Raw genomic sequence first — 26,439 nt, 5'->3', positions numbered from 1 at the left:
TGTCCTGTACTCACCCGCACTCACGTTGCTTTTGCCCTGTTTAGTTGATGTCGAAGGATTGCCATACGGTCTGGGCTAATTGTCTTCGCGTCATCAAATCAACGATTGGTGAGCAGAGCTACCGCACATGGTTTCAACCCATTGTGCCGGTGCAGTTGCACAATAATGTGCTCCTGATTCAGGTGCCGAGTACCTATTTCTACGAGTTTCTGGAGGAGCACTACGTCGAGGAGCTCAAGCGGGCCATCCACCAGGAGCTGGGTGTAGAAGGGCGGCTGGAGTACAGCATCGTGGTAGATCAGGGCAACGCCCAGCAGAAGCCGCGTACACTCAACCTGCCTACTGCTCGCCGGGCGGCCGGGCCAACCGCCTCGAACACGGCTGCGGGCGCCTCGCTGGCCTATGGTGCCCAGGCGTCGTCGGCCCGCAACGAGGCCGCCGCCGCTGTGCGGCCCGCGCCGGCCCCCAACATCCTGCGCAACCCCTTCGAGGCCAGCAAAAGTATCGACCGCGACTACCTCAAGTCGCAGCTCAACGCCACCTACACCTTCGAAAACTACATCGAAGGTGACTGCAACCGCCTCTCGCGCTCGGCCGGGCTGGCCGTGGCCAATAAGCCCGGCACCACCAGCTTCAACCCCCTGATGATTTACGGCGGCGTGGGCCTGGGCAAAACCCATCTGGTGCAGGCTATCGGCAACCACATCAAGGCCACCAACGCCGACAAGTTCGTGCTTTACGTGTCGGCCGAGAAGTTCACCAACCAGTTCATCGAAAGCCTGCGCTCCAACCAGGTACAGGACTTCGCTAACTTCTACCTGCTGGTCGATATTCTTATTCTCGACGATGTGCAGTTTCTGTCGGGTAAGGACAAGACGCAGGAAATGTTCTTCCACATCTTCAACCACCTGCACCAAGCCGGCAAACAGATTGTGATGACCTCCGACCGACCGCCGCGCGATTTGGTGGGCCTCGAAGACCGGCTGCTTTCGCGCTTCAAGTGGGGTCTAACGGCGGATTTGCAGAGTCCCGATTTCGAGACGCGCATGGCCATCATCCAGAATAAGATGCAGCAGGACGGCATCGACATTCCGCCACAGGTGGTGGAGTATCTGGCCCATTCGGTAAACACCAACGTGCGTGAACTGGAAGGCGTACTGATTTCGCTGGTGGCCCAAAGCAGCCTCAACCGTCGCGAAATCGACCTCGAAATGGCTAAGCAGGCCCTGCGCCACATCATCGAGGAAGTGGAAGCCGAAGTCAACCTCGACTTCATTCAAAAAACCTGCGCCGAGTATTTCAGCGTGCCGCTGGAGCTGCTAAAGGCCAAAACCCGCAAGAAGGAAGTGGTAACGGCGCGGCAGGTGGCCATGTACTTCGCCAAGGAGCACACCAGTCACTCGCTCAAGAGCATCGGCCACCACTTCGGCGGCCGCGACCATAGCACCGTCATCCACTCGGTGCAAACCGTCTCTGACCTCATCGATTCTGACAAGTTGTTCCGCGGTACCATTGTGGAGCTGCGCAAGAAGTTCGCCGGCAGATAGTCTTTTTCAAGCTGTTAGCCGAGAACTGCTAGCTATTAGCTCTCGTTCAGAAAGGTCCGGATAGCACCAACAAAGAAGGCCCCTTACTCAATCGAGTGCGGGGCCTTCTGCGTTTTTTCAGCTAACAGCTTAATCTTTCAACGGAATGTTGTGCCTAGTGGCGAAAGCCTGCACCTGGTCGCGCATGAGGCGGCGGCGTTTGAGGCCCCGCACCTGGCGCAGGCTCAGGGCGTGTGAGTTGCCATCGGCCAAGCGCAGGCGCAGTTGCTGGCCCCCCAAGTCGAGTGCCTGGATGCTCTCAGCGGCAAAAGCCTGCTTGGCCTTAAACAGTCCTTCCTTATGCACAATGTAGCCCGGCGTGAACTCCAGGTAGCTCTGAGTGCCGAAAATAGGCGCGTTATGGACCAGCACGTAGCCCAGATACACGAGGCTAAAGACTAGGAACACGTAGTGCAGAAAATACATGTCGGTGGCCCCCGCGTCGGTTATAATCAGTGAAATCGTGTAGGCCACCCACATCAGGCCCAAAAAGAGCTGGCCCCAGAAGGGAATCCGTTGCGTATTGGCGGGCCGGAGACGGACGCGGGTAGAGTTGGGGTGCATAGGGGGCGGAAGAGAGCCGAAGGAAGCCCTAAAAGTAAGAAGTTGTTTTTAGTTGCCCGACTTTGGGACCTGTTTTAGCCGGGCTACCACCAGCTGCAAATTGAGGCCGCCCTTGAGCAACTGCGCAATAGGAGAGTTTTCCTTGGCGTTTTCGGCGTACTGCTGAAACTCTTCCGGTATCAGGCCAGCCACTTCGGCTTCAGTGCTCAGGCCGATGCCAACCACTCGAGAGCCAAAAAAAACCGGCGCGGCCGGCCGGGTAGCCTGCCGCGCCGGCCGGTACCGCCTATTTCAGCTTCGCCGAAGCCAGCTCCATTTCGGGTACGGCCTTCAGGAGCTGCGACATAGGGCAGTTTTCCTTGGCCTTCTCGGCATACTGCTGAAATTCTTCGGGCGAGAGGCCTTCCACCTCGCCCTCGGTGCTGAGCGCAATTTTCACGACTTTCGGCACTTCGCCCGACGTATCGAGCGTGACCTTCGACTCAGTTTTGATTTGCTTTACCTGCTTGCCGTCCTTGGTGAGAATACTGGTCAAGAACATGGTGAAGCAGCCAGCGTGGGCAGCCCCGATAAGTTCTTCGGGATTAGTGCCCTTCTCGCCCTCGAAGCGGGCGCCGGTAGAGTAGGGGGCCTGTACGGTGCCGCTTTGGGTCGAAATTTCGCCGCTACCTTTAATGTCGCCGTTCCAGACGGCAGTGCCTCGTTGGTTGGTCATAGTTGTGGGTTTGAAAGCTGAAGTATGAAATCAGTAGCTCCCCATACGCGGGCCGGGGGCGAAAGGATGGACGGTGCCGGCTACTCCTATTATATATAGGTGCGAAAGGTATCTTTGGATGACTGCCGCACAGTACACTGTAATTTTTCTGTTTAAGTCTATCCAATGGGTCTGAAAGCCACTTTGAGCCGGCCGCTGGCCGCTTACATCGTCCGCCAGTATGCCCGCTGGCACCACGACCCCATTGGCACCCAGCAGCGGGTGCTGCGCGACTTGCTGGCTAAGGGCGCCCGCACCGCCTTCGGCCAGGCGCACGACCTGGCCGGCGCCCGCACCGCCACCGATTTGGCCGCCCGTGTGCCCGTCCGCGACTACGAGGGGCTACTGCCGTGGTTCGAGCGCATGAAAACCGGCGAGGCCGACGTGCTCTGGCCCGGCCGGCCGCTGTACCTGGCCAAAACCAGTGGCACCACCAGTGGCGCCAAGTACATCCCGCTCACCCGCGACAGTATCCCCAACCACCTCAATGGGGCCCGCGACGCGCTACTACATTACGTGCAGCGCACTGGCAAAAGCCGTTTCCTCGATGGCAAGCTGATGTTTCTGTCGGGCTCGCCGGAGCTGGAAACGCTTAACGGTATTCACGTCGGCCGGCTGTCAGGCATCGTCAACCATCATGTGCCGGCCTACCTGCGCCGCAACCAGCTGCCCAGCTACCACACGAACTGCATCGAGGATTGGGAGCAGAAGCTGGAGCGAATTGTGGACGAAACGCTGCCCGCCCCGATGACGCTCATTTCGGGCATTCCGCCCTGGGTACAGATGTATTTTGACCGCATAGTAGCCCGCACCGGCCGGCCGGTAGGGGAGGTCTTCCCCGACTTCGACCTATTCGTGTACGGCGGCGTCAATTTCGAGCCCTACCGCCGCAAGCTCTTCGAAACCATTGGCCGGCCCGTCGATAGCCTGGAGCTATTCCCGGCTTCCGAAGGATTCTTGGCATTCCAGGATGAGCCCGGTAATCCCGGCCTGCTACTGTTGCTCGACGCGGGCATTTTCTACGAGTTTGTGCCCGCCGAGCGGTTTTTCGAGCCCAACCCACCCCGCCTCACGCTGGCCGAAGTCGAGCTCGACCAGCAGTACGCCGTAGTGCTCACCAGCAACGCCGGCCTGTGGGGCTACAGCCTCGGCGACACCGTGCGCTTCGTGAGCCGCTACCCGTTTAGGGTGGTCGTAACGGGCCGCATCAAGCACTTCCTATCGGCCTTCGGCGAACATGTTATCGGCGAGGAAGTGGAGCAGAGCCTGCGTGCGGCGCTGTCGGCGCACCCCGAGGTCGAGGTAATTGAATTCACCGTGGCCCCACTGGTCAGCAACGACCCGGCCACGCCCTCGCGCCACGAGTGGCTGATTGAGTTTGCCCGCCACCCGCACAACCCAGCGGCCTTTGCTGCCGCGCTCGATGCCGGCCTGCAGCAGCGAAACTCCTACTACAACGACTTGCGCACGGGTAATATTCTGGCTGCCCTGCAGCTAACTGCACTATCGCCCGGGGCTTTTCAGATGTATATGAAGTCTTTAGGCAAGCTGGGAGGCCAGAACAAAGTGCCTCGCCTAAGTAACGACCGGACGTTGGCACGGGGACTAACCGGTTATTAACCCCGATGAATGGTACGTGATTGAATTTTATGGATATAATGATATAATTTTTAATAGAATTTTAATGTAAGGACAAACAACAGCCTGGCTTATTTTACACTAACTGCAATAAATGTTATTGCAGTTGCTTACTTTTAACCGAAAGATGAGTGTTGGCTGCTTTTTTAATATTTAGTAGTACAGCTCACTTTGCCACCCTTTCCAAATCCACCAAACTTTTTTCACTCACATGCGGAAAATTTTATTAACTGCGGCTCTGCTCGCGCCCGTCCTGTTGCAGCAGGCGGCCGCTCAGAACCGGCAAATCTCCGGGCGGGTCACCGACCGCGCTTCCGGCCAGGGTCTTCCCGGGGTAACGGTGCTGGTTAAGGGTACCACGATTGGCGTTTCTACCAACGCCGACGGTTCCTATACCATTAGCGCCCCTGCTTCTGCAACTGCGCTTACCTTCTCCTCCATTGGATTCGTTGCCGTTGACCGCCCTATTGGCACGGCTTCCAGCATCGATATTGGCCTTTCGACCGATTCCAAGCAGTTGGGTGAGGTTGTAATCACCGGTGCTCTCGGCATTCAGCGCCAGCAGCAGCAGGTTGGTTATGCCACCGCTACGCTCGATACTAAGGAACTGACTCAGGCCCGCGTAACTAACGTAGCCAACGGTCTGGCCGGTAAGGTATCGGGTCTGCAGATCTCAACCCTCAACAACGGAGTAAACCCCAGCCCCCGCGTAACCCTGCGTGGTAGCCGTTCGCTGACGGGTAACAACGAAGCCCTGATTGTAATCGACGGTGTGATTTCCACCAACGATGTACTGGGCGCGCTGAACCCCGATGACGTGGCTTCGATTGATATCCTGAAGGGTGCTAACGCTGCCGCTTTGTACGGCTCGCAGGCTTCTAACGGTGCCCTGATCATTTCTACCAAGAAGGGTAGCACTACCCCGCGGGTGAATTTCTCGCACACCTCGCAGTTCGAATCGATTTCCTTCCTACCCGAGTTTCAGGAGGAGTTCGGTCCGGGTTCTCCCGACTATTTCACCAACTCGGGCCTGCCAGCGTTCGATCCGGACAACAACGTCGACTCTGACTACCACTATCAGTACCAGGGTTTCGAGAACCAGCAGTACGGCCCCCGTTTTGATGGTTCTATCCGCCCGTTTGGTCAGCCTTTGGCCGATGGAAGTGTACAGATGCTTACGTACGAAGCGCGGCCGGATGAGAAGCGTAAGTTCTTCGATACGGGCTACCAGATGCAGAACGGCGTTTCGTTCTCGGGTGGCGATGAGAAGACCAAATTTTTCACGTCCTTCCAGAACGTGCGCAACAATGGTATCATCCCTAAGGACAAGTTCGACCGCAACAGCTTCCGTTTCAACGCATCGCGTGAGATTGGCCGCTTGAACGTCGGGTTCAACGTATCCTACTCGCAGCAGGTAGCCGACGTGACCTCGAACCAGGACCAGAACACGTCGGTGTACTGGAACGTGTTCAATACCACGGTGATGGCCCCCCTCACCTCGTACAAAGACTACCGCAACAACCCGTTCGCCGAGCCGAACTTCGGTTACTACAACGCCTACTACTACAACCCGTATTTCATCCTCGATGCCAACCGCACCAAGGACCGTCGGAACACGGTACAAGGCAACATCGACCTGAGCTACAAGGTACTGGACTGGTTGAAGCTGAACTACCGCCTGGGTACGACCAGCACTGGTCAGCGTAGCTTTGCTACCCAGAACCAGTTCTCGCTGGCTCCCGGCTCGCCTAAGCAGATTGGCAGCTACCCAGGCTTCGTGCAGGACCTGAGCAGCGAACTGACCCGCCTCAACTCCGACCTGTTCGCTACCATGGATAAAACCTTCGGCGACGTCAGCGTACAGGCTATCGTAGGTAACAACGTGCAGCAGCTCGACAGTCGCTATAACTATGTGGCCTCGACTGCCCTAGCTGTGCCGGATCAGTTTAACCTGAGCAACCGGATTGGCAACCTTTCGGGGGCTGATGCCATGGCTCGTACCCGCGTGTACGCGTTCTATGCTGACCTGACGCTGGGATACAAAGACTACCTGTACGTGCACGGCTCGGGCCGTAACGACAATATCTCCATTCTGGACCCTGCCAACCGCAGTTTCTTCTACCCAGGCGTCGATGTGTCGTTCATCTTCACCAACGCCATTCCGGCCCTGAAAGACGTGTCGTTTATCGACTACGGTAAGTTGCGTGCCGGTCTGACCAAGGTTAGCCAAGTGAACTTGGGCGGCGGTAGCTTCGGCGCTTACCAGACGGGTGGTGCTTACTCGCTGGCTTCTACGTACTCGCTGGGCTCGGGCTTCCCCTTCGGCAACTTGGCCTCCTTCACTGCCAACGGCGGACTGGTACAGCCCGGCCTGAAGCCGGAGGAAACCCGTTCGTTTGAGACGGGTGTTGAACTCAGCTTCCTGCAGCGTCGCATCGGTGGTGGGGTAACCTACTACTCGCAGAAGAGTAACAACCAGACAGTGAACACCAGCATTTCGGCTGCAACCGGTTATGGCGGCTTGCTACTCAACGCCGGTGAAGTGCAGAACCAGGGTGTAGAAGCTGACCTGAACATCACGCCTGTTCGGAACGACAACGGTCTGACCGTAACGGTAGGTGGTAACTTCAACTACAACAACAATGAAGTGATTTCGCTGCCTACGGGCCTGACCCAGCTCACGCTGGGCGGCAGCGGCCGGACCAGCGCCAACGCTGATCTGGTGGCTGTAGTAGGCCAGCCCTTCCCCATGCTGCAGGGTTCTTACTACCAGCGCACGGACGATGGCCGCGTGAAGATGGGCACTACCCAAGACCCTACTACCAAAGAAATCCGCTACTTCCCGCTGAAGGCTACCGACACCAAGCTGTTCGGTAACACCCAGGCTAAGTACCGCTACGGCTTCAACACGAATATCAATTACAAGGGCCTGACCCTGTCTGGCCAGGCAGAACTCCGCACGGGCTACGTAGTATACAACACGATCGGCGAAAACCTCGACTTCACGGGTGCCGGTCAGCGCAGTGCAGAGTACGGCCGTATGGATTTCGTATACCCCAACTCGGCAATTCCACAAACCGATGCCAGCGGCAACGTGACCTACGTGCCCAACACGGAGGGGCTGACGCCAGGTGGTTCGGAATTCTGGGCCAACACGCCGAACTGGAACCGTTCGGTTGCGGAGAACTACGTAACGTCGGGTAAATTCTTTAAGATTCGTGAGGTATCGCTGGGCTACACTTTGCCCGCTTCCATTACGTCTAAGTTTGGCGCCATCAAGGGTGCTTCGGTAAACGTTTTCGGCCGGAACATCTTCACTTGGGTACCGGAGGAGAACATCTATACCGACCCCGAGTTTAGCGGCGCCGCCAATGGCAGCAACGCAATTGGTATCAACAGCTTCCTGCAGACGCCTCCTACCAAATTCTACGGGGTTACCCTTAACGTAACTCTTTAATTATACCGCCTGATGAAATCATTTGCTAAGTTGCTACTTGCGGCCGTCCTCACGACGGGTGCAACTGGTTGCGAGTCGTTCCTGGATATCAACGACAACCCCAACCAAGCCATTTCGGTAACCCCGGATGCCATGCTGGCCTCGGCGCTGGCTACTACGGCTGCCAACTACCATGGTGGCCCGACCAACTACAACACGTACTCGAGCTTCGCAGTAGGCCACTGGACCAAATCGGGCACGGTAAGCGGCTTCAACGAGGAGCAGACCTACAACTACACCAACATTTACTACCAGGGCCTGTTCAGCAATACCTACGACAACCTGACTGACTACAACATCATTCAGGAAAACGGTACGGCTCAAGGCTTCCCCAATCATGCGGCCATTGCCCGCATCATGAAGGTGTATAACTTCTTGCTGCTGGTCGATCAGTACGGCGACATTCCGTACAGCCAGGCGCTGCAAGGAGCGGCCAATACGACGCCGACCTACGACAAAGCCGCAGATATCTACAAGGATTTCGTGGTGCAGCTGAAAGGCGCACTAACCGACATCGATGCCGCTACTGCCGGTCGTAAGGTAGGCGCTGAAGACATTGTCTTCCAGGGCAACATGACGAAGTGGAAGCAGTTCGCTAACAGCCTGCGCCTGCGCATCCTGCTGCGCGAGTCGCAAACCAATGATGCCGCGCTCAATACCTATGTTGCCACCGAGATGGCCACGCTGCAGGCTTCTGCCGGCACCACGGGCTTCATCACGGCCGATGTTGTCGCCCAGCCGGGCTATGCGTCCAACTCGGGTCAGCAGAATCCCTTCTACAACCGCTACGGTTTCGCCGTTGGTGCTATCAATGCTACCAACGAGTACAGCTTCGTCATTCCGACGCAGTACGTTATCGACCAGTACGAAAGCAACAAAGATCCCCGGATCACGGAGCTCTACCGGGTAGGTAAGCGTGAAAATAATCCGGCCTATGTGGGTGGTATTTTGGGCCAGCCCAGCCCGCCTACTTTCGTATCTACGAACTCAACGGTTGGCTCGCGCTTCCTGCAGGGCGGTACATTCCTGCGCGGTGGCAATGCGCCTACCGTGCTGATGCTACTAGCTGAGCACCACTTCTCGAAGGCTGAGGCCCATTCGCGTGGTTTGTTCACTGGTGGTGCTACGTCTGCCGAGGCTGACTTCAACGACGGCATCAAGGCGTCGTTCCTGTTCACCTACCGCGCTGCCGGAACCGCCCCTACCACGCTGGCAGCTGCTTCAGCCGCTACGCCTGGTATCAGCCAGTACAACACCTACATCAGTACCAACCTGACCAACCCGCTGGTTAACTATAAGCTCGCGCCTATCAATGGGACCCTGGGTCGTCAGCAGGTAATTATCTACCAGAAGTACTTGGCTGAAAACACTGTGGCCAGCACTGAGGCCTGGGATGACTATCGTCGTACGGGGTTGCCTAACATCCCCCTTTCGTTGCGCGTTGCCACTAAACGTGCAGTACGTCTGATTTATCCTCAGAGTGAAATAAGCACGAACCAGGCTAACGTACCGAAAGACACTGACCAGTTCATGAAGATTTTCTGGGACGTGGTAGACTAACCGCCTGTTTCCTTAAGCCAAAAAAGGCTGCCCAATCGGGCAGCCTTTTTTTGTGTCTGATAAGAAGAAAACTGCGTAGCTCTTGGGAGTTAAATTCCTCCATCGTGTTTAGCTCTGCATCAGATAGCCTTTAATGTACTCCTCCAGGTCGCCGTCTAGCACGTTCTGTACGTCGGTGCGCTCGATGCCGGTGCGTAAGTCCTTGATGAGCTTGTAGGGGTGGAGCACGTAGTTGCGAATCTGGGAGCCGAAGTCGATACGCTTTTTGCCAGCTTCCACCACGTCGCGGGCGGCGTTGCGCTTGTCCATCTCGATCTGATAGAGGCGCGACTTGAGCATGCGGAGCGCGTGCTCCTTGTTCATGAGTTGGCTGCGCTCAATCTGCACCGCAATGATGATACCCGAGGGCGCGTGCGTGAGACGTACGGCGGTTTCTACCTTGTTCACGTTCTGGCCGCCTGCCCCACCTGCCCGGAAGGTATCCCAGCTGATGTCGGCGGAGTTGATTTCGATATTGATGGTATCGTCAATGACGGGGTAGGCGAAAACCGAGGCGAATGAGGTGTGGCGTCGGCCGCTGCTGTCGAAGGGCGACATACGCACGAGCCGGTGTACCCCGATTTCGCTTTTCAGGTACCCATAGGCAAACTGGCCGTCGATTTCGAGCGAGGCTGACTTGATGCCGGCCCCTTCGCCGGGCTGGTAGCTGAGCTGGCGCACCGTAAAGCCTTGCTTCTCGCCCCACATGATATACATGCGCATGAGCATTTCGGCCCAGTCCTGGCTTTCGGTCCCGCCGGCGCCGGGGTTGATGTCGATGACGGCCGAAAGCTGGTCTTCCTCGTCGGAGAGCATGCGCTTGAACTCCAGGCGCTCCACCGACTGCTCGGCGGCGGCGAATTCACGCTGCATCTCCGCTTCGGGCACGTCGCCTTCGCGGTGAAACTCATAGAGTACCTCCACGTCATCAACCTGCTTTTCAACGGCCTCGTAGTCGTCGGTCCAGACCTTGATGCCTTTCAGCTCGCGCATGGTGGCTTCGGCCTGTTTGGAGTCGTCCCAGAAGCCGGCGGCCGTAGTCTGAGCCTCAATTTCTTCTACCTGTTCTTTACGGGCATCGTAGTCAAAGATACCTCCTCAGGGCCTCAGCGCGGCCCTTCAATTCCTTCACCTGGTCGTGGGTCATAGGAAAAAAAGTGTGAATACTAAAATAAGAAAAGAGCCGGCACAGAGGCTGGCCTAAGGGTAAAGGTCGTGAAAATACTACCGTGGGAAGCAACAGAGCCGGTCCCCACCCGAAAGCCGGAGACCGGCTCTACGCCGAAGTAGCTCCCGCGGCGGAGAGCTACGGAAAAAGCAGCCCGCAGCTATACGCGCACCACCCAGCCGTGCGGGTCGGGCGCTTCGCCGCTGCGGATGGCGGCCAGCGCGGCAGTAGCGCGGCGCGAGAAGGCATCGGCCGGCGGCGTCGGCAGCTCGTAGTCGTGGCCCTGGTAGCCGATAACGGCCATGGAGGCAATGGTAGCGGCAGTGCCGACCCCGAAGGCCTCCTCGAGAGTGCCATTGCGCTGGGCGTCCAGAATTTCAAGGGCTGACACCTTGCGCTCTTCCACCGGCATTCCCCAGTCGCGGGCCAGCTGCAGCACGCTGCGGCGGGTGATGCCGTCGAGAATGGAGCTGCTCAGGGCGGGCGTAACCACGCAGCCGGCGATGATGAAAATGGCGTTCATCGTGCCCGATTCCTCCACGTATTTGTGCTCGGAGGCGTCGGTCCAGATGAGCTGGTTGTAGCCTTCCTGCTGGCCCAGCTTGGTAGGATACATGGCCGCGCCGTAGTTACCGGCGTTTTTGGCTGCACCCGCGCCGCCCTCGGCCGAGCGTACGTATGTTTCCTCGAAACGCACTCGCAGCGGCTTGACGTAGTAAAGGCCTACGGGGCAGGTGATGATCATGAAGCGGTACGACTCGGAGGGCCGCACGCCCAGCATGGCATCGGTGGCGAACATGAAGGGCCGGATGTAGAGGGCGCTACCGGCATCGGTCGGTACCCAGCCGCTGTCGAGGCGGATGAGCTGTAGCAGGCCCTGCATGAAAACTTCCTCGGGCAACTCGGGCATGCACATGCGGCGGGCCGAGGCGTTGAAGCGGTTGAAGTTGTCGAGTGGGCGGAACAAGGATACCTCGCCGTCTTGATTCTTGTAGGCCTTCATACCCTCAAAAATCGACTGGCCGTAGTGAATGGCCGAGTTGGCCGGGCTCACGCTCATATCGCCATAGGGCACAATATGCGGCTCTTGCCACTGCCCGTCGTGGTAATCAACTACCAGCATGTGGTCGGCGAAGGTTTTACCGAATTCGAGCTCGGCAAAGTTGATGCCCGGCAGGCGTGGCGCAGTGGTGCGCTGGGTAGAAATAGTCAGGGTGTCGAGCATAGGGGTGGGATGGGAGGTGGAGTGGGAGCCTATCAAACGGAAAACGGCTGGGTGGTGGCCCGGTTTCCAGGGATAGTAAAGAGCCGATACAACAGAAATTACTTAGCTGAAATACGGGTTGTGTTGACCATCAGACATCTGTTGCGCGGCTGTGCAATTTAATTAGCTCGCTGCCATAATCGAAACACTTAAAGATGCAGCTTTTCTAGCTGAACGTCCAAACGCTCGTAAGGCAGCGCCAAGTCATTGCCTTACATCCGGGGCTCCCACTTCACTTCTTCGGCATTTAGCTCGTGGGCCATCTGGCGGCTGAGCACGAACAGGTAATCGGACAGCCGGTTGAGGTACATAATCACCAGCTCGGCCACGAATTCGTCTTCGTTCAGATGAATTACCAGCCGCTCGGCCCGACGGCATACGCAGCGGGCCAGGTGGGCAAACGATACCGACTGATGGCCACCGGGCAACACAAAAACGCGCAGCTCGGGCAGCGTTTCGTTCATGCGGTCCATTTCCTGCTCCAGCAACTCCACGTCTTCGGCGTGCAGGTCCGGAATCTTCATCTTCGACTTCTCGGGGTCGGAAGCCAGCGAGGCACCCACCGTAAACAGGCGGTCCTGGATTTCCTTGAGCAACGTGCGCCGGGCCTCGTTTACGGGCTGGTCGCGCACCAAGCCAATATAAGAGTTCAGTTCATCCACAGTGCCATAGCACTCGATGCGCAGACTGGATTTGGGCACGCGCGTACCGCCGATAAGTGAGGTAAGGCCCTTGTCGCCGGTCTTGGTATAAATTTTCATGTGGGTGGAAGAAGGAGAGTAGGAAGGAAAAAGGGTGTCATTGCGAGCAGCGCGAAGCAATCCGTGGGGCAAAACGCGAAGCTGAATTGAGCGCAAAACATAAGTGTACACACGTAAAGGCTTTGAGCGCATCAAGGTTTAGAACTTTGCTACCCCAGATTGCTTCACGTTGCTCGCAATGACGCGCTATTTACCACTCACCCCTTCGCCAGCTGGCCGCTTACCACGTTTTCGTTTACCTCGTCGGTTTCCACAAGGCCGTCACGCAGGCGCACAATGCGATGGGCGTGCATGGCAATATCCTCTTCGTGAGTTACCATGATGATGGTGTTGCCGCGGGAGTAGAGGGCCTCGAACAGCTCCATGATTTCGTGGCTGGTGCGGGTGTCGAGGGCGCCAGTGGGTTCGTCGGCCAGGATGATGCTGGGGTTGTTGACCAGGGCGCGGGCAATAGCCACGCGCTGGCGCTGGCCGCCCGACAGCTCGTTGGGCTTGTGCATGGCGCGGTCGGCCAGGCCCACGCTGCGCAGGGCCTCGCGCGCCATTTCGTGCCGCTCGCTTTTGCCATAGCCGGCGTAAATGAGGGGCAGGGCCACGTTATCGAGGGAGGTAGCACGGGGCAGGAGGTTGAAGCTTTGGAACACGAAGCCGATTTCGCGGTTGCGCACGTCGGCCAGCTGGTTGTCGCTCATGTTGCTTACATCGTGCCCGTTGAGGACGTAGCTGCCGCCCGAAGGGGTATCGAGGCAGCCGATGATGTTCATGAGCGTGGACTTGCCCGAGCCCGACGGACCCATAAAGGCCACGTATTCGCCCCGCTGAATGGTAATGGATACCGATTGCAGCGCGTGAATTTCCTCGGCTCCCATACGGTACACCTTGGAAATATCATCGGTCTGGATAATAGGAGGCTGCATAGAATGGGGAGCTAAGGGTTAATTCCAGGAGGCTTTACGGGCCGCCAGGGCCGCGTCGTACTCCTCGCGAAAGGTACCATAATCCGCCGCCGAAAGCAACGTGCCGAGCCGGTAGAGCGGACCCTGGGCATACTCCATCAGGCCCACCGGCACAGCCGCCAGCACGTAGGCCTTCAGCAGCGCCACCGATTCGGGGTTGTACTCCACCCCACGCAGCAGTACATCATAGGCGGCCGGAAACTCGTTGCGCCGGGCATAGAAAGCGGCGGCGGCAACCAGCCCGTTTTCGGCAAAGGGGGCCTGCTGCACCAGTTGGGCATAGAGGCGGCCGGCTTCGGCGGGCTGCTTATCGGCCTCGGCCAGCGCCGCCCGGAAATACAGCCGCTGATACGTTTCGAACCCAGTGAACGTGCCTTTCTGCACCAACTCGCGCAGTTGGGGCCACTGCTGCCCGCGCACGTACAGCTCGCCACGCAACACGTTCCAGGGCGAAGCACCCGCAGCTCCAATGGGCAGCCCGCCCTGCGCCAGCGCAGTGCGCACGGCATCGAGCTGGCCGGCCTCTAGTGCGCGAGGCAACTGGGCCAGCAAGGCGGTGGCCTGCAGCGGGCCCGCTGTTACGGAAGCCGCCGCCGGTAACAGGGTCGATGCCGGTAGCTCGTCGCCGCGCAGCACCAGGTATTGGGTTTTCACTGAATCAGCCGCCATACTGTAGGTTTCGCGCAACTCGGGCTGCAGGGCCGTTTGTAGCAGCCGGACCGCTGCGCCGGCTGGCGCACGGGCCACTACCTGCCGGGCCGAATCAGGCTGACCGCTCAGGGCTAGGGCGTAGGCCAGGGGTAGCGTGGGTAGTGTGGGGCTGTTTTCGCGGGCTTCCTGGAGCTTGACAGCGGCCGGGGCGGGCAGGCCCTGGTCGAGCAGCCACAGGCCCTGCAGCTGCTGGTAAAATGCTGCGCCGGTACCCGAGCCGCTGGCCAGCGGCAGTAAAGCCTGCTGGGCCGCCACAGGCTGCCCGCCGTAGTGGTGCGTAAAGGCGCGTAGCAGGGTCAGTTGGTCGAGAAACGGGCCGTTGTCGGGGTTGGCGACCAGGGCGGGCAGCAGCGCCAGCAGGGTGGTGTCGTGGCGGGCGGCGCGGCCCAGGGCGTCGTGGTAAAGCCGGGCGAAGCGGGCTTCGTTGAGCGTCCGGGTAGTGTCGGGCAGGGGCGTGGGGGCCGCGGCAGAATTGCCGGTAAGCCGGGCCAGCAGCAGGACGTTGGCCTGCAGGGCGGCATTATCGGGGTCGGTAGTGTGGGCTTCCTGTGCCAGCGTGGCGGCGCCGGCCCAGTCCTGCTGCCGGATGCGGTAGGCCAGCTCGTTGGAGGCCAGCATAGCGTCGTCGGAGCCGGTGGCGGCAGTGGCGCGGGCGCGGTAGTGCGCTACCGAGTCGGCCAGGGCCGAGCGGGAGTAGAGTTGGGCCAAGTCGGCGTTGAGGGCGGCGTTGGTGGGGTTGGCTTGCAGCCCTTCCTGCAGTACGGCCAGGCGGTCGAAAAAGTCCTGCTGCTCGTTGTAGAGGGCGGCTAGGCGCAACGAGATGCGGGGCGAAGGTCGCCGTTCCAGTGCCCGGCGCAAAATATTGATTTCGTTCTGGCGCTGCAGCCGGAAGCGGTAAAGCGCGGCCCGGCCCAGGCTGGCCTTGTGGTTGTGCTGGTCGAGCACGTCGCTTTCGGCGTAGTAACGCTCCGCCAGCAGTGCCCGCGACATATCATCGGGTGTTAGCTCGCTTTCCAGCCGGGCCAAATCACCCAGGTTATTGTAAGCGCCGGCCTGCACCTGGTCGAGCACGAAGAAGTTGTTGCGCATGCTTACGCCCACCACGGCCACTATACCCAGCGCGTACATGGCATAAAACGGAAACCGCTGGGGCTGAAACACCACGCGATAAACCTCCTTCTTCTGGCGCAGCAGCGGCCCGAAATTCAGCAGCACATAGATTAAAAACGCCCCGCCCACGCCCAGCAGGGCCAGGGCCGTAAAGTCGCGGCCGGCCTGTAGCAGTGGGTCGTTGGCGGTGGCCAGGGCGTAGCCGAGCGTGCCAGCGGCCAACAGCACCAGCACCAGCAGCAGGGTTGCCGCAGCGCCCGGCGGTACCCCGGCCGGCAACGTGGCGGCCCGGCGGCTTTGGCCCAGCCAGGCCACGGCTACAGCGGGCAGCAGCAGCAGGTAGGGGTCGAGTTGGATGCCGGGCAGCACCAGCAACTGGTTCTGGTTGAGGTAGTAAAGCAGCAGAATAGTCAGGTACAGGCCACCTGCCAGCAGGAACGCCCACAGCCCATAGCGGCCGGCAGGCGTAGCGGCCTGCGTGTTCACCCACAGCAGGCCATGCACATTCTCAAATGCTACCCAGAGTACCAGCAACGCGAAAGCCACTGCTCCGCCCTGGGTGAAATAGGCGCTTAGGTGCAGCGCCGTGTAATCGGCGGGGTTAGGGTTTTGCAGAAACACTAGTAGCCCCAGGCCCGCCACCAGCGCGGCAAACGTGCCCAGGCGCGTGATAAAAGGGGTTTCAGTTCGGAAGGCATGGAAGTAGTACGCTGGCCCCACCAGCAGTACCAGGCTCAGGACCAGCACATACTGTCTGCCGGTTTCAAACACATCCAGCAGGTCGGCGTTCAGCGACATGAGCAGGAATATCACCATACCCATAGCCGCCACGAAGTACAGCCGGCTCAGGGGGCTAACGGCCGCCAGGAAGTAGGCCAGCGCCACGCCCAGCAACGCCACCAGCCCCAGCGCCGCCCCAGGCCGCAGAAACGGACCGGCCACGTCGTAGGTCTGGGTAACGAGGTAGCCGTTGACCTGCACCGGCAGCCGGGCCATCCCCACGGCCACCTCGGCCACGGTGGTGGGCACCGGCGTCAGCTGGGTTACGGGCTGCAGGGGCTGGACGATATTCTCGGCCGTGAAGTAGTGCCAGCCGGCCAGCCCAACGGCCAGCGCGGCGCACAATGCCAGCAGCAGTAGCGGCCAGGGCCAGCGGCGGGTGCTCGGGGAGGGAACGGGCGAAATCAAGCGGGGCGGGGTAGTGGGGTGAGGTTTTTAAAACGTCATGCAGAGCGAAGCGAAGCATCTCGCGTGCTGACGTTGCGGTTACTTTGGCAACGTCAGCACGCGAGATGCTTCGCTTCGCTCTGCATGACGTTCTTTTAGCTAACAGATCTACTCCAGCACCTTCGGTACCCGGAAGTAGTCGGAGTCTTTGCGTGGAGCGTTGCTCAGGCCGGCGGCGTGGCCGACGGTGTTGTGGGCTTCGTCAGAACGCAGCACGTTTATTTCCTGGCTCAAGTGTACCAGTGGCTCTACATCGGTGGTGTCTAGCTGGCGGAGCTGGTCCACCCAGTCCAGGATCTTGTTCAGGTCGCCGAGCACCTGCTGCTCGTTGGTGGAGTCGAATTCGAGGCGGGCCAGATGGGCCAGGCCGCGCAGAGTAGCCAGGTCGGTGCTCATGGGAGCGGGGAGTTCAGAGGTGAAAAAAGCAGTTGGTAGCCGCAAGATACGGCCCTTCGGCCGGTTGTGCCCTGCTCAGCCAACCGGTTCGGGCTGGGTAGTAGTAACAGTAGAAGCCGCTTCGACCCGGGCCGCCTGGGGACGCCAGCTGCCAGGGCCGGGAATGCCGCCTGCTTCGGGCCGCAGGCCACTGGTGATTACTTCGAATACGCGCTGCTGCAGGGCGGGCGCATCGGCGGCGGTAAGGCCCGCCGTGCTGATGGGCGCATGCACCACGATGGCCAGCCGGGCCCAGCGCACCCGCAGCCCGCCCACATCGGGCAGAAACCGGTGGTTGAGCGGCATGGTGATGGGCACGATGGGCACGCCCGTGGCAATGGCCAGCTGAAAAGCACCCTCCTTGAAAGGCTCCAGTTGCTGGCCGGGCTGGCTCGAAATCTGGCCTTCGGGGAAGATGATAACCGAGCGACCGGCCGCCAGCTCCTGACGGGCCCGCACAATGGCCCGGCCCCGGCTCACGGCGCTGTTGCGGTCGACGGTAATGTAGGCGCGCCCGAAAATTGGCCCCCAAAGCGGAATCTTAGCCAGCGAGCTTTTGCCCAGCACGTTCGGTCCGCCCGACAGGGTCCGAAACAGCAGCGGAATATCAATGAGGGAACTGTGGTTGGCCAAATACAGGCAGGGCTGGCCCGGCGGCACTGTTTCGGTGGCCCGTATGGTCTCCACCGGTACGCCCCACATCAGAATGAAGAACCGCGACCAAGCTTTGTTGAGCGCCCGTAGGTAGGGCCAGCCCGCCGGCCAGTGGCTCAGGCCCCACTGCACCGGGTAGGTAACCAAAAACGGAACCGCAAACCAGAAGGTCGCCCAGCTGGTGTACAGGCGCTGGCCGATGTAACGAAGCAGGTGCATCATAGCCGCGAAAGTAAGGTGGATAGCTGGGTAAAGAATGCCCGTCATTCTTCACGTCGCTTGGAATGACGTGTAGGCACTGCCGGAATGGCCACGCCTATACGCCCAGCAGGCGGCTGGCTTTCAGCAGGCCCGCCACGCTCACGGCATCGGTAATGCGGCCGTCCATTACCAGCTGCACGGCTTCGGCCAGCGGGAGTTTCCAGAGGCGCAGGTCCTCGGTTTCTTCAGGCTCGGTGTCGCCCTGCTCCAGCTCCTGGGCCAGAAATACGAAGCCTTCCTCATCGGTTACCGAGTTGGATGTATGCAGGCGCATGATGTTGGTCCAGCGGTGGGCGAGCAGGCCGGTTTCCTCGCGCAACTCGCGGCGGGCCGATTCGAGCACGTCGAGCTCTACCGGCCCGCCACCCATCGGAATTTCCCAGCTGTACTCGCTTAGAGGGTAGCGGTACTGGCCCACCAGCCAGGTGTTGCCCTCGGCATCAACCGGCACAATACCCAGGGCCTTGTTCTTCATGGTCACGACGCCGTAGATGCCGGCCGTGCCGCCGGGCGTAATCACCTGATCCTCGCGCACCCGGATCCAGGGGTTCTGGTACTTGATTTCGGAGGCCTGCGTCTGCCAGGGATTGTGGGTTTCGTCAAAGTCAGCGGCAGGGTTGGCCATAGCGGAAAAGTGAGGGAGCAGAAAGCGACAAAGATACGACGGCAGGAGAAGGCCCAACCCCACCGAATGGCCCGCCGGGTAAAAAGGCCCATTGAGCGGGTGAAACTTTCCGTTGGGCCAAAAAATCCATTCGGCCCACGCAGTTCGTATACTTTTGACCTACTAATTATTCAGCGCTGGTAAGGTTTATGGAAAGGAAGGCTCTTACCGCGTAGTATTGGCACCATGGCAGCAATTAGTAGGGTGGATGAATGAACCGCTGCCAGCCAGTATGACCGAAAAGGCCGCTACCTAGGGTAGCGGCTTTTTTATTGCCCTTTTTTCTGGCTGGGCGCGGGCTGATTAGGGGTTCGGCGCGCAACCGGGGCCAACCTCTCGCCAAAGTGGTGCGTAGGTTACTACTGCCGGCCGTTCACATTCCGCCCGGCACCATTCCTACAATGGCCAACCAACCCAACAAGCAGCCCGAAAACAAGCAGACCGATAAGTCGTTGAAGGAAGGCGACCCGCTCTTCAACCTCAAGCACGCCGAAGCCGAGTCGGCCCTGGCAGAGAAGAACGACGGCCTCGGCCCCACGACCAACGTGTACATGACCGAAGCCGAGGAGTCTAACATCGACAACGGCCCCCGCGACAGCCAGGGCACCCGCCGTGGCGAGCAGAACCCCGGCCGCGAAGGTTCCAACGCCGGCACGCACTAACAACGACCAGAGTCAAGAGTTTCCGGTAATTATAACCGGTAAGTAAAGGCCTCACTCGGCTGAAACAACCATCTTTGTGGCTGTTTCAGCCGAGTGAGGCCTTTGTTTGGCAGGCTAACAGCTGGAATAGTTTTACGTCCTGCTCATGAAGCGCCCTGCCCCGCAAACGCTATTGGTTTCCTATACCGGCGAGCCGCTCGAAGCGGGACTTGATGAAGCCGGGCGTGGCTGCCTGGCCGGGCCCGTTTTTGCGGCCGCCGTGCTGCTGCCGCCCGATTTCAAGTCCGAGTTTCTTAACGACTCCAAGCAGCTGACGGCGCGGCGGCGCGAGCTGGTGCGCACTGAAATTTGCCGCGAGGCCGTTGCCTGGGCCGTAGCCGAAGCTTCGGTGGCCGAAATAACCACACTCAATATTGCGCAGGCCAGCTACCTGGCCATGCACCGGGCCGCCGACCAGCTGCGGCCCATGCCCACTCACCTGCTCGTCGATGGCAACCGATTTCGGCCGCACCCTACGCTGCCCCACACCTGCATAGTAGGCGGCGACGGCCTCTACCGCCACATTGCGGCGGCCTCGGTGCTGGCCAAAACCTTCCGCGACGACCGGATGCAGGAGCTGGCGGCTGCCCACCCGGCCTACGGCTGGGAGCAAAATGCCGGCTATCCGACTGCCGCGCACCGCGCCGCCATTCGGGCGCACGGCCCCACCGAACACCACCGCATGGGGTTCCGGCTTCTGTAAAGCACCGGCCCGAATAAGTGGTAAGTCACCAGAAAGCGGCAAAGCGGCTACCAGACGTATCTGATGGCCGCTCTGCCGCTTTCCAATGGATTCGACGGTTAGTCTTTTAGCTTCAGCAGATCCAGAAACAGGCTGAAGCCGTCGACCGTGGTACCTCCTTCGCCGAACGTATCGAAGCTCAGGGGCTTGATGATGTAGCCGCTTACGGCTAGCTGCTGGGCTTTAAGACGGTCGGTTTCCAGGTCGGAAGTGGTGGTGATAAACACGTTTAGGTCCTGGAATTCGGGGTCGGCGCGCAGAATTGCCAGGAGTTCCAGCCCATTCATGCGGGGCATGTTCAGGTCGAGCATGACTACGTGCGGGAGCGGAATGCGGGTCTGGCCGCCTTCGCCGCGCAGCAAATCCAGGGCTTCGCGGCCGTTGCGGGCCACATGCAGCGGCACGTTCACGTTGTTCTTACGCAGCTCGCGCTGTACGTTCATGATGTCGAGCTGGTCGTCTTCGACAAGTAGAATAGTAGGTTGCTGAGAGGAGAGGGGCATGGGCAGGCAGAGCAGATAAAGGCAGTGAATTACTTGGCTATACGGGCAACTGGCTCCGAAGGGGGCATTGGGCGGGTAAGTACCCGCTTGGGCCAGGTGAAAATGAAGCTGGCTCCGGCCCCTTCGGCCGACTCGACGCGAATGGTGCCGCCCCGCCGCTCCACAATTTTCTTGACGATGGCCAGACCTACACCGGTGCTTTCCAGCGTGTCGCGCTCGGTCAGAGTCTGGAAGATGATAAAGATTCGCTCGTGGTACTCGGCAGCAATGCCCGGCCCGTTGTCGGTTATCGAGAAGGTATAATGATCGGGCATCTCGACGCAGCCGATGGCCACGTGGCCATGCGCCGGGTCGTGGTGGTACTTGGCGGCGTTGCTGATGAGGTTAGTGAATACCTGTTCGAGCTGAATTTGGTTGGTGTGCAGCGTGGGCAGATAAAAGGGCAGCTCCACTTCGAAACCGGTCGGTAGCTCCAGCGAATCGATGATGTCGCGCAGCAGCTGGCGTACAAACACGGCCTCGTCGGCCTGGGGTGTGCGCCCCACCCGGGCCAGGTCGAGAATGCCGGTAATCAGGTGTTCCATGCGCCGCACCCGCGTGCGCATCAGCATCAGAAACTCGCGAATGTGGTCCGGTACATCCTGGCCCAAGTCCTCCTCAATCCAGCGCGAAGCCGTTTCGATGCCCCGCAGCGGCGCTTTCAAATCGTGCGATACCACGTAGGCAAACTGGTCGAGTTCCTGGTTGCGGCGCTCCAGTTGCCGGATGGTGGTATTGATGGTGTCGGTCATGGTGTTGAGCGACGTGGCCAGCTTGGTCAGCTCGTCCTGCTCGGTGTCCGGAATGTGGGTGGCGTAGTCGCCGCCGGCAATGCGCTGGGCCTGGCCTACCATGCCGCCGATGCGCTGCGAAAGCTGCCGCACCAGATACGCCGCATACAGCAACCCCAGCGTAATAGTAAAGAGCGTTACGACCACCGACAGAATGCGGGTTTCGCGGATGCTGGCCTGCAGGCGCAGGCGCTGCTGGCGGCGCGATAGGGCCTCCGACTGGTCAAATTCGACAAACACCACCCGAACCTGATCCATGAGCACTTTGCCTGTAAGGTCGGAAGCCAGGTTGGCGTGCTCAAGGCCGCTGATGCCAATCTGGTCGGGGTTGCTGCGCAGGGCTTGTCGCTTTTCGCCAATAAGCAGGTGCGAATAGGAATTCCATTGCTCGAACAGCCGCTGCGCCTGCTGCAGCCGCCGGAACTGCTGCCCGACCACCGGCATCTCGTCGCGCAGGCTGGCAAAGCGGCCCAGCAGCTTTCGTTCGCCCTCGTAGTAAGGCGTCAGCAGCACTTCGTTGTTGAGTAGCAGGTAGCCCCGAAAGCCGGCCTCCATATCGATGATGTTGCGCAGCAGCGAGGTAGCCTCATTGGTAATGCGCTGCGAGTTGGCCACCCGTTGCGAGTTGCGCAGCACGGCCCGCGAGAGCTGGTAGTTGAGAAATACCACGCCCGCGAAAAGCGCCGAAATTGCCAGAAACCCTGCAAAGAGCTTGGTAGAGAGCTTTAATTTCATGGGTGGGGGAGGGAACGAGAACAGGTGGCCGGCGGCTTATGCTGCCCGCACCCGGGTTTCTATGGTGTGCAGCAATGCCACAATATCATCGGCGAGCTTATTGATCTGGCTTAGTCCGGCCGTGGCCGCGTCGGGCTGACCGGCCAGGCGCAGGTCCATCAGGCGGCTGCCTTCCAGATGAATGAGCCGGTGCAGACGGTCGAGCTCGTGGGTTTCGGGCAGATGGCCGTACGCAGGCAGGGCGCGCTGGGTTATCCACTGGCCCATGGTACACTGCTCCGGGTCGCGGATGGGCCCTTGGGCCGTGTCGCTGCCGTAGAGGAAGGAGCGCAGCTTCGACTTGAAGAGCAGGTGTCGGATGCGGGCCGCATCAAATTCTTGTTTCAGGTCGTCGTTCATTCAGGAAAAGAGGCCGCAAAGCAGTTGGATACCGGCGCGGCAGACCAGCAGCTGGGGCGGCGCAAAGCCAAAGGTAACCAACCGGCGGCGGACCAGCCGGCCATAATTGGCTACTTTCGCACCACCGCCGGATGGCCCCAATATGCCCCCTCCGGCCGGCACGTTCCACCTTCCCACCTCACTTTCATGTCCGACACGCTCAAAACCGTTCCGCTCAACGACGTTCACCAGCAACTCGGCGCCAAAATGGTGCCTTTCGCTGGCTATAACATGCCCGTGCGCTATTCCTCCGACCTCGACGAGCACCACACCGTGCGCCGGGCCGTGGGCATGTTCGACGTATCGCACATGGGCGAGTTCCGGGTGCGCGGCCCTCAGGCCCTGGCCCTCATTCAGCGCGTAACCAGCAACGACGCCAGCAAACTCGTGCCCGGCAAGGCCCAGTACAGCTGCCTGCCCAACCAGACCGGTGGCGTGGTAGACGACCTGCTGGTGTACATGCTGGCCGAGGAAGATTACCTGCTCGTCGTCAATGCGTCCAACATTGAAAAAGACTGGAACTGGATCAAGCAGTTCAACACCGACGGCGCCGATATGCAGAACGTATCGGAGGAGATGAGCCTGCTGGCGGTGCAGGGCCCCAAGGCCGCCGCCGCCCTGCAAAGCCTCACCGATGCCGACCTGAGCGCTATTCCGTACTACTCGTTCGTGCAGGGCACGTTTGCCGGCGCGCCGAATGTCATCATCTCGGCCACCGGCTACACCGGCGCGGGCGGCTTCGAGCTGTACGTGCCCAACGAGCACGCCAAGCAGGTTTGGGATGCCGTGATGGAAGCCGGCCAGCCCTACGGCCTCAAGCCCATCGGCCTGGGCGCCCGCGACACGCTGCGCCTCGAAATGGGCTACTGCCTCTACGGCAACGACATCACCGACGAAACCTCGCCCCTGGAAGCCGGCTTGGGCTGGATTACCAAGTTCACCAAGGACTTCACCAACTCCGAAAACCTGAAGGCCGAAAAGGCTGCCGGCATGGAGCGCAAGCTGGTCGGCTTCCTGATGGACGGGGCCGGCATCCCGCGCAGCCACTACCCGCTGGTGAACGAGGCCGGCGAGGTTATCGGTGAGGTAACCAGCGGCACCCAGTCGCCGAGCCTGAGCAAGGGCGTGGGTCTGGGCTACGTGCAAACCGCGCTGGCCACGCCTGGTACCTCGATTTTCGTGCAGGTACGCGGCAAGAATTTGCCCGCCACGGTGATAAAGCTGCCCTTCGTGCCCGGCACAGAGGAAGTATAATTGTTGTCGAGAACAATGTAGGGGCGGGGCTTGCCCCTACATCGTGCTTATACTTACAGCTGATTCATGCCCAACCTAGATATATGTTTCTCGCCCGAACTACTGCCGCTTCATAACCTGAAAGGCAAAGTGGCGGTGGTGGTTGATGTGTTGCGGGCTACCTCCAGCATCGTCACGGCGCTGGCCGCGGGCGTAAGCCATCTGGTGCCGTTCAGCGAGTTGGACGAGTGCCGCGCCCAGGCGGCGCACGGCTACCTGACGGCTGCCGAGCGCGACGGCCGCCAGGCCGAAGGCGTGGACCTGGGCAACTCGCCCTTCGGCTACCTCGATGGCCAAGTAGCCGTGCGGGGTCGGGCTGTGGCCCTCACCACCACCAACGGCACGCGCGCCCTGCACCTCTCGGCCGCCGCCGATGAAATTGTGGTTGGTGCCTTTATTAACCTAGGGGCCGTAGCCGAGCATCTGCGCCGTCTGAACAAGGATGTGATAGTGGTATGCGCCGGCTGGAAGGGTCATTTCTGCCTCGAAGACACCCTCTTCGGTGGGGCCCTGGCCGCCCGCCTGCAACCCGACTTCGACACCACCAGCTCCGATGCCACCCTGGCCGCCCTCGACCTTTGGGCCACCGCCGAGCCCGATCTGGCGGGCTACCTGCTCCGCTCGGCCCACGTGCGCCGCCTCAACAGCCTCGAAGCCCACCAGGACATGGAATTCTGCATCCGCCAGGACGAATACGACCTGGTTCCCGTGTTCAGGAACGGAAAAATTCAGTGACGCAGGTTGCCGTGCGCTCCTACTGCGGACCGTTACGGACAGGGGCGCGAGTAGCCGTACAACAAAGAAGCGCCATGCTTCAGCTGGCGTCTGCGAAGCCAAAGCATCTCCTCCGCATCGTTGCCATGGCAGCCAACGGCGCAGTAGAAATGGTTCGGTAAGCAGACGCCAGCTGAAGCATGGCGTTTCTTTGGGGTACGGATAATCAGTGGTTGAACTGGGCCTCTTCGGTGCTGCCAACCAGGGCGCCAGTGCTGGAGCGGCCGGCCGTTACCACGTTCTGCACGGCGTCGAAGTAGCCGGTGCCCACGAAGGTCTGGTGCTTCACGGCTTTGAACCCCTTTTTCTGGAGGGCAAACTCGCGCTCCTGCAGCTCCGAGTAGCCGGCCATGCCCCGCTCGCGGTAGGCGGTGGCCAACTCGAACATGCTCGTATTGAGCGCGTGGAAACCGGCCAGCGTGATGAACTGGAACTTGTAGCCCATGGCGGCCAGCTCTTCGCGGTAGGTTTCCATTTCCTGCACGCTGAGCTTGGCGGCCCAGTTGAACGAAGGCGAACAGTTGTAGGCCAGCAGCTTGCCGGGGAACTGGGCATGAATGGCTTCGGCGAACTGGCGGGCCTGCTCCAGGTCGGGGTGCGAGGTTTCCATCCAGATGAGGTCGGCGTAGGGGGCGTAGGCCAGGCCGCGGGCAATACCGGCCTCCAAGCCACAACGCACCCGGAAAAAGCCTTCGGAAGTACGCTCGGCCTCCTCCAGCACGAAGGGTTGGTCGCGCGGGTCGATGTCGGAGGTGAGCAGGTCGGCGGCGTCGGCGTCGGTGCGGGCTACTACCAGCGTGGGCACGCCCATCACGTCGGCGGCCAGGCGGGCGGCTACCAGCTTGTTGATAGCCTCCTGGGTGGGCACGAGTACCTTCCCGCCGAGGTGGCCGCACTTCTTGGCCGATGACAGCTGGTCCTCGAAATGGACGCCGGCGGCCCCGGCCTCAATCATCATCTTCATCAGCTCAAACGCATTCAGGTTGCCCCCGAACCCGGCCTCGGCATCAGCCACAATGGGCACCAGCCAATGCACGTCGCCCTCGCCCGATACGCTCTGAATCTGGTCGGCGCGCAGCAGGGCGTTATTGATGCGGCGCACCACGGCCGGCACCGAGTCGGCGGGGTAGAGGCTCTGGTCGGGGTACATCTGGCCCGAGTTGTTGGCGTCGGCCGCCACCTGCCAGCCCGAGAGGTAAATGGCGTTGAGGCCGGCCTGCACTTCCTGCACTGCCTGGTTGCCGGTGAGGGCTCCTAGTCCGGCCACGTACTGCTCGGAGTGCAGCAGCTGCCACAGCCGCTCGGCCCCGTTGCGGGCCAGCGAGTACTCAATGGTCACCGACCCACGCAGCCTCAGCACGTCCTCAGCTGTGTAAGGCCGGACGATGCCCTGCCAGCGCGAATTCGTGGCCCAATCCTGTTCAATGGCGGAAATACGTTGCTGCTTGTTCATGGCGGTAGGGGTTGAGGAGGAGAAAAATATGGGCAAAGCGGGGCCTAACGGAGCGAAATCAGTGATTTTGCCTCGGTGAAAGAAACCCAGGAAATTGGAAGAGAATAGTAGCCCAGTGTAGG

At 60.1% G+C, this 26,439-nt stretch carries 23 protein-coding genes; 8 read left to right on the top strand and 15 right to left on the bottom strand.

Features of this window, described 5'->3' with window-relative positions; translation table 11 throughout:
- Nucleotides 1–47 precede the first annotated feature (47 nt).
- Nucleotides 48–1,547 carry a chromosomal replication initiator protein DnaA gene (dnaA, locus tag HW556_RS11765; RefSeq protein WP_176900242.1) on the top strand — a complete coding sequence of 500 codons (1,500 nt, stop codon included), beginning with the start codon at nucleotides 48–50 and terminating at the stop codon, nucleotides 1,545–1,547.
- Nucleotides 1,548–1,676: 129 nt separating this feature from the next.
- Here dnaA and HW556_RS11760 read toward each other — a convergent pair whose 3' ends face one another.
- From HW556_RS11760 to HW556_RS11750, 3 genes are all read right to left on the bottom strand, one after another.
- Entirely contained in the window at nucleotides 1,677–2,150 is a 474-nt protein-coding gene (locus tag HW556_RS11760; RefSeq protein WP_176900241.1) for a hypothetical protein, read from the bottom strand.
- A 48-nt stretch (nucleotides 2,151–2,198) separates the two neighbouring features.
- Nucleotides 2,199–2,375: a hypothetical protein gene (locus HW556_RS11755; RefSeq protein ID WP_176900240.1), complete on the bottom strand. Its 177-nt coding sequence runs from the start codon at nucleotides 2,373–2,375 to the stop codon at nucleotides 2,199–2,201.
- A 61-nt stretch (nucleotides 2,376–2,436) separates the two neighbouring features.
- Nucleotides 2,437–2,865: an OsmC family peroxiredoxin gene (locus HW556_RS11750; RefSeq protein WP_176900239.1), complete on the bottom strand. Its 429-nt coding sequence runs from the start codon at nucleotides 2,863–2,865 to the stop codon at nucleotides 2,437–2,439.
- Nucleotides 2,866–3,030: 165 nt separating this feature from the next.
- Here HW556_RS11750 and HW556_RS11745 point away from each other — a divergent pair, with 165 nt between their 5' ends.
- The 3 genes from HW556_RS11745 (at nucleotide 3,031) to HW556_RS11735 (ending at nucleotide 9,598) form a co-directional block, all read left to right on the top strand.
- Nucleotides 3,031–4,524 carry a GH3 family domain-containing protein gene (locus HW556_RS11745; RefSeq protein WP_176900238.1) on the top strand — a complete coding sequence of 498 codons (1,494 nt, stop codon included), beginning with the start codon at nucleotides 3,031–3,033 and terminating at the stop codon, nucleotides 4,522–4,524.
- 229 nt (nucleotides 4,525–4,753) lie between these two features.
- Complete coding sequence (locus HW556_RS11740; protein WP_176900237.1) at nucleotides 4,754–7,999, top strand: SusC/RagA family TonB-linked outer membrane protein; 3,246 nt, start codon at nucleotides 4,754–4,756, stop codon at nucleotides 7,997–7,999.
- 12 nt (nucleotides 8,000–8,011) lie between these two features.
- On the top strand, nucleotides 8,012–9,598 hold the full coding sequence (locus HW556_RS11735; RefSeq protein WP_176900236.1) for a SusD/RagB family nutrient-binding outer membrane lipoprotein: 1,587 nt from the start codon (nucleotides 8,012–8,014) through the stop codon (nucleotides 9,596–9,598).
- Nucleotides 9,599–9,706: 108 nt separating this feature from the next.
- Here the strand turns inward: HW556_RS11735 and prfB are convergent.
- From prfB to HW556_RS11695, 8 genes are all read right to left on the bottom strand, one after another.
- Nucleotides 9,707–10,784 (bottom strand): peptide chain release factor 2 gene (gene prfB, locus HW556_RS11730; RefSeq protein ID WP_176900235.1). Its coding sequence is split into 2 segments (ribosomal slippage): nucleotides 9,707–10,723 and nucleotides 10,725–10,784, totalling 1,077 coding nucleotides; the frame shifts between segments, so codons are not numbered across the junction.
- A 181-nt stretch (nucleotides 10,785–10,965) separates the two neighbouring features.
- Nucleotides 10,966–12,030: a branched-chain amino acid aminotransferase gene (locus HW556_RS11725; protein ID WP_176900234.1), complete on the bottom strand. Its 1,065-nt coding sequence runs from the start codon at nucleotides 12,028–12,030 to the stop codon at nucleotides 10,966–10,968.
- A gap of 251 nt (nucleotides 12,031–12,281) precedes the next feature.
- Nucleotides 12,282–12,830, bottom strand: a complete 549-nt coding sequence (locus tag HW556_RS11720; RefSeq protein ID WP_176900233.1) for a cob(I)yrinic acid a,c-diamide adenosyltransferase — start codon at nucleotides 12,828–12,830, stop codon at nucleotides 12,282–12,284.
- Nucleotides 12,831–13,027: 197 nt separating this feature from the next.
- Nucleotides 13,028–13,747, bottom strand: a complete 720-nt coding sequence (locus tag HW556_RS11715; protein WP_218134550.1) for an ABC transporter ATP-binding protein — start codon at nucleotides 13,745–13,747, stop codon at nucleotides 13,028–13,030.
- Between the two features lie 18 nt (nucleotides 13,748–13,765).
- Nucleotides 13,766–16,795, bottom strand: a complete 3,030-nt coding sequence (locus HW556_RS11710; protein WP_176900232.1) for a tetratricopeptide repeat protein — start codon at nucleotides 16,793–16,795, stop codon at nucleotides 13,766–13,768.
- A 147-nt stretch (nucleotides 16,796–16,942) separates the two neighbouring features.
- Nucleotides 16,943–17,230, bottom strand: coding sequence for an Asp-tRNA(Asn)/Glu-tRNA(Gln) amidotransferase subunit GatC (gene gatC, locus HW556_RS11705; RefSeq protein WP_176900231.1), 288 nt, complete (start codon nucleotides 17,228–17,230; stop codon nucleotides 16,943–16,945).
- Between the two features lie 75 nt (nucleotides 17,231–17,305).
- The gene (locus tag HW556_RS11700; RefSeq protein ID WP_176900230.1) at nucleotides 17,306–18,145 is read right to left on the bottom strand and encodes a lysophospholipid acyltransferase family protein; all 840 of its coding nucleotides are present in this window, start codon (nucleotides 18,143–18,145) and stop codon (nucleotides 17,306–17,308) included.
- Nucleotides 18,146–18,239: 94 nt separating this feature from the next.
- On the bottom strand, nucleotides 18,240–18,809 hold the full coding sequence (locus tag HW556_RS11695; protein ID WP_176900229.1) for an NUDIX domain-containing protein: 570 nt from the start codon (nucleotides 18,807–18,809) through the stop codon (nucleotides 18,240–18,242).
- Nucleotides 18,810–19,195: 386 nt separating this feature from the next.
- Between HW556_RS11695 and HW556_RS11690 the strand changes: the two genes are divergently transcribed.
- Together HW556_RS11690 and HW556_RS11685 are read left to right on the top strand one after the other, a co-directional pair.
- The gene (locus tag HW556_RS11690; RefSeq protein WP_176900228.1) at nucleotides 19,196–19,510 is read left to right on the top strand and encodes a hypothetical protein; all 315 of its coding nucleotides are present in this window, start codon (nucleotides 19,196–19,198) and stop codon (nucleotides 19,508–19,510) included.
- Between the two features lie 145 nt (nucleotides 19,511–19,655).
- Complete coding sequence (locus HW556_RS11685; protein WP_176900227.1) at nucleotides 19,656–20,252, top strand: ribonuclease HII; 597 nt, start codon at nucleotides 19,656–19,658, stop codon at nucleotides 20,250–20,252.
- Between the two features lie 98 nt (nucleotides 20,253–20,350).
- Here the strand turns inward: HW556_RS11685 and HW556_RS11680 are convergent, their stop codons facing one another.
- From HW556_RS11680 to HW556_RS11670, 3 genes are read right to left on the bottom strand one after another with little or no spacing between them, the layout of a single operon-like run.
- Complete coding sequence (locus HW556_RS11680; protein WP_176900226.1) at nucleotides 20,351–20,794, bottom strand: response regulator; 444 nt, start codon at nucleotides 20,792–20,794, stop codon at nucleotides 20,351–20,353.
- Between the two features lie 29 nt (nucleotides 20,795–20,823).
- Nucleotides 20,824–22,359 (bottom strand): sensor histidine kinase, encoded by a 1,536-nt coding sequence (locus HW556_RS11675; protein ID WP_176900225.1) that lies wholly within the window; start codon nucleotides 22,357–22,359, stop codon nucleotides 20,824–20,826.
- 36 nt (nucleotides 22,360–22,395) lie between these two features.
- The gene (locus HW556_RS11670; RefSeq protein ID WP_176900224.1) at nucleotides 22,396–22,758 is read right to left on the bottom strand and encodes a CZB domain-containing protein; all 363 of its coding nucleotides are present in this window, start codon (nucleotides 22,756–22,758) and stop codon (nucleotides 22,396–22,398) included.
- A gap of 186 nt (nucleotides 22,759–22,944) precedes the next feature.
- Between HW556_RS11670 and gcvT the strand changes: the two genes are divergently transcribed.
- Both gcvT and HW556_RS11660 read left to right on the top strand, forming a co-directional pair.
- Entirely contained in the window at nucleotides 22,945–24,051 is a 1,107-nt protein-coding gene (gene gcvT, locus HW556_RS11665) for a glycine cleavage system aminomethyltransferase GcvT (RefSeq protein ID WP_176900223.1), read from the top strand.
- A gap of 66 nt (nucleotides 24,052–24,117) precedes the next feature.
- On the top strand, nucleotides 24,118–24,825 hold the full coding sequence (locus HW556_RS11660) for a 2-phosphosulfolactate phosphatase (protein WP_176900222.1): 708 nt from the start codon (nucleotides 24,118–24,120) through the stop codon (nucleotides 24,823–24,825).
- Between the two features lie 205 nt (nucleotides 24,826–25,030).
- Here HW556_RS11660 and aceA read toward each other — a convergent pair whose 3' ends face one another.
- Nucleotides 25,031–26,317, bottom strand: coding sequence for an isocitrate lyase (gene aceA, locus HW556_RS11655; RefSeq protein WP_176900221.1), 1,287 nt, complete (start codon nucleotides 26,315–26,317; stop codon nucleotides 25,031–25,033).
- Nucleotides 26,318–26,439: the final 122 nt, after the last annotated feature.

Source organism: Hymenobacter terrestris, assembly GCF_013377905.1.
GTDB lineage: Bacteria > Bacteroidota > Bacteroidia > Cytophagales > Hymenobacteraceae > Hymenobacter > Hymenobacter terrestris.
Note: the sequence above shows the minus strand (reverse complement) of the source record. Positions and strands in the feature narration are given on the sequence as shown.

What these genes read in the sequence shown, in the direction of transcription:
- dnaA (WP_176900242.1), top strand. Translation starts at nt 48, where the DNA reads ATGTCGAAGGATTGCCATACGGTCTGGGCTAATTGTCTTCGCGTCATC.
- HW556_RS11760 (WP_176900241.1), bottom strand. Translation starts at nt 2,150, where the DNA reads ATGCACCCCAACTCTACCCGCGTCCGTCTCCGGCCCGCCAATACGCAA.
- HW556_RS11750 (WP_176900239.1), bottom strand. Translation starts at nt 2,865, where the DNA reads ATGACCAACCAACGAGGCACTGCCGTCTGGAACGGCGACATTAAAGGT.
- HW556_RS11745 (WP_176900238.1), top strand. Translation starts at nt 3,031, where the DNA reads ATGGGTCTGAAAGCCACTTTGAGCCGGCCGCTGGCCGCTTACATCGTC.
- HW556_RS11740 (WP_176900237.1), top strand. Translation starts at nt 4,754, where the DNA reads ATGCGGAAAATTTTATTAACTGCGGCTCTGCTCGCGCCCGTCCTGTTG.
- HW556_RS11735 (WP_176900236.1), top strand. Translation starts at nt 8,012, where the DNA reads ATGAAATCATTTGCTAAGTTGCTACTTGCGGCCGTCCTCACGACGGGT.
- HW556_RS11725 (WP_176900234.1), bottom strand. Translation starts at nt 12,030, where the DNA reads ATGCTCGACACCCTGACTATTTCTACCCAGCGCACCACTGCGCCACGC.
- HW556_RS11720 (WP_176900233.1), bottom strand. Translation starts at nt 12,830, where the DNA reads ATGAAAATTTATACCAAGACCGGCGACAAGGGCCTTACCTCACTTATC.
- HW556_RS11715 (WP_218134550.1), bottom strand. Translation starts at nt 13,747, where the DNA reads ATGCAGCCTCCTATTATCCAGACCGATGATATTTCCAAGGTGTACCGT.
- gatC (WP_176900231.1), bottom strand. Translation starts at nt 17,230, where the DNA reads ATGAGCACCGACCTGGCTACTCTGCGCGGCCTGGCCCATCTGGCCCGC.
- HW556_RS11700 (WP_176900230.1), bottom strand. Translation starts at nt 18,145, where the DNA reads ATGATGCACCTGCTTCGTTACATCGGCCAGCGCCTGTACACCAGCTGG.
- HW556_RS11695 (WP_176900229.1), bottom strand. Translation starts at nt 18,809, where the DNA reads ATGGCCAACCCTGCCGCTGACTTTGACGAAACCCACAATCCCTGGCAG.
- HW556_RS11685 (WP_176900227.1), top strand. Translation starts at nt 19,656, where the DNA reads ATGAAGCGCCCTGCCCCGCAAACGCTATTGGTTTCCTATACCGGCGAG.
- HW556_RS11680 (WP_176900226.1), bottom strand. Translation starts at nt 20,794, where the DNA reads ATGCCCCTCTCCTCTCAGCAACCTACTATTCTACTTGTCGAAGACGAC.
- HW556_RS11675 (WP_176900225.1), bottom strand. Translation starts at nt 22,359, where the DNA reads ATGAAATTAAAGCTCTCTACCAAGCTCTTTGCAGGGTTTCTGGCAATT.
- HW556_RS11670 (WP_176900224.1), bottom strand. Translation starts at nt 22,758, where the DNA reads ATGAACGACGACCTGAAACAAGAATTTGATGCGGCCCGCATCCGACAC.
- gcvT (WP_176900223.1), top strand. Translation starts at nt 22,945, where the DNA reads ATGTCCGACACGCTCAAAACCGTTCCGCTCAACGACGTTCACCAGCAA.
- HW556_RS11660 (WP_176900222.1), top strand. Translation starts at nt 24,118, where the DNA reads ATGCCCAACCTAGATATATGTTTCTCGCCCGAACTACTGCCGCTTCAT.
- aceA (WP_176900221.1), bottom strand. Translation starts at nt 26,317, where the DNA reads ATGAACAAGCAGCAACGTATTTCCGCCATTGAACAGGATTGGGCCACG.